1 protein-coding gene is annotated in these 1442 nt (G+C 51.8%); it reads left to right on the forward strand.

The features are described 5' to 3' along the window. Positions 1-43: 43 nt before the first annotated feature. A protein-coding gene (locus JFT58_RS30025) for an IS3 family transposase (protein ID WP_086008204.1) occupies positions 44-1413 on the forward strand; the annotation gives its coding sequence in 2 pieces (ribosomal slippage) (positions 44-512 and positions 512-1413; 1371 coding nt in all). Positions 1414-1442: the final 29 nt, after the last annotated feature.

The raw sequence follows: 1442 nt of genomic DNA on the forward strand, positions 1-1442 counted from the left end.
TGATCTGACCCCGAAATGTTGGACATCAACATCCAGGGGTGTCATGAAAAAGTACACAGAGCAGGCGAAATTGTCGGTTGTTGAAGATTACTGTTCGGGGAGCGCAGGTCACAGAGAGGTCGCGCATCGTCACGGGGTCAATGCCTCTTCGCTTCGAAAGTGGATTGCGGCATATCAGGCGCTTGGTGCCGCAGGCCTCAAAAGTAAGAGAAAGAAGAACTACAGCCCTGAGTTCAAGCTGAATGTATTGCAGCGTATGCGAGAGGAAGAGCTGTCCTATCGCCAAGTCGCTGCCCTGTTTGATATCCGGAAATCCGACATCATTGGCGAATGGGAGCGCAGGTATGATGAAGGCGGTTTGGAGGCCTTGTCCCGGCAGCCAGCAAGCGGACTTCACAAAAAAATGACAAACCCCATCCCGTCCATTCAGCTTGAATCTTCGGACGATGAAGCTCGTACGCGTGATGATTTGCTGGCCGAATTGAGCCAGTTGCGGATGGAAATTGCTTATTTAAAAAAGCTCGATGCCTTGGTTCAAGTGAAGGAACGAGCAGCGCAGCCGAAAAAGCGCAAATCGTGATTGAACTGAGGCAGGAGCACTCTCTGGAAGGCCTTCTGAAATTGGCTGGCCTGGCCCGTAGCACTTTTTATTATCAACAAAAGGTGCAGCAATCCGTTGATAAATACGCAGAGCTGAAGTCCAGAATTCGCTCAATTTTCGACGAGCACAAGGGCCGATATGGCTATCGCCGAATCACTGCTGCCGTTCGGCGAGCTGGCCATCTTGTGAACCACAAGACTGTTCAGCGCCTCATGGGCGAGCTTCAGTTGAAAAGCCGTGTGCGCATAAAGAAATACCGGGCCTACAGAGGCGAAGAGGGTCAGGTAGCGCCGAACCTGCTGAAACGGAAGTTCGATGCCAAACGACCGAACCAGAAATGGGTAACCGATGTGACGGAGTTTCGGGTCGGGGGGCAGAAGCTTTATCTCTCGCCGATCCTTGACCTCTATAACGGCGAAATAATCGCCTTCAAGACCGCGAGGCGCCCGCTGTTCGACATGGTTGGTGCGATGCTACGGCAAGCTTTTGAGAGGCTGCGGCCACGCGATAAACCAATCTTGCATTCCGACCAGGGATGGCAGTACCGGATGCCTATCTACCGCCGCGTACTGAACGAGCATGCGGTAAAGCCAAGCATGTCCCGCAAAGGAAATTGCTATGACAATGCGGCTATGGAAAGCTTTTTTGGCACGTTGAAATCCGAGTTCTTTTACCTGAACAAATTCAACAGTCTCGATGAGCTTGAAGCAGGTATAGAGGACTACATACACTACTACAATCATTCGCGAATCAGGCTGAAGCTAAGTGGCCTGAGCCCTGTGGAATACAGGACTCAAGCACGGCGGGCATAGATGGCGTCCAACATTTCGGGGTCAGATCA

The sequence above is a fragment of the Pseudomonas sp. MF6767 genome (assembly GCF_016405475.1).
In the GTDB taxonomy this organism is placed as follows: domain Bacteria; phylum Pseudomonadota; class Gammaproteobacteria; order Pseudomonadales; family Pseudomonadaceae; genus Aquipseudomonas; species Aquipseudomonas paracarnis.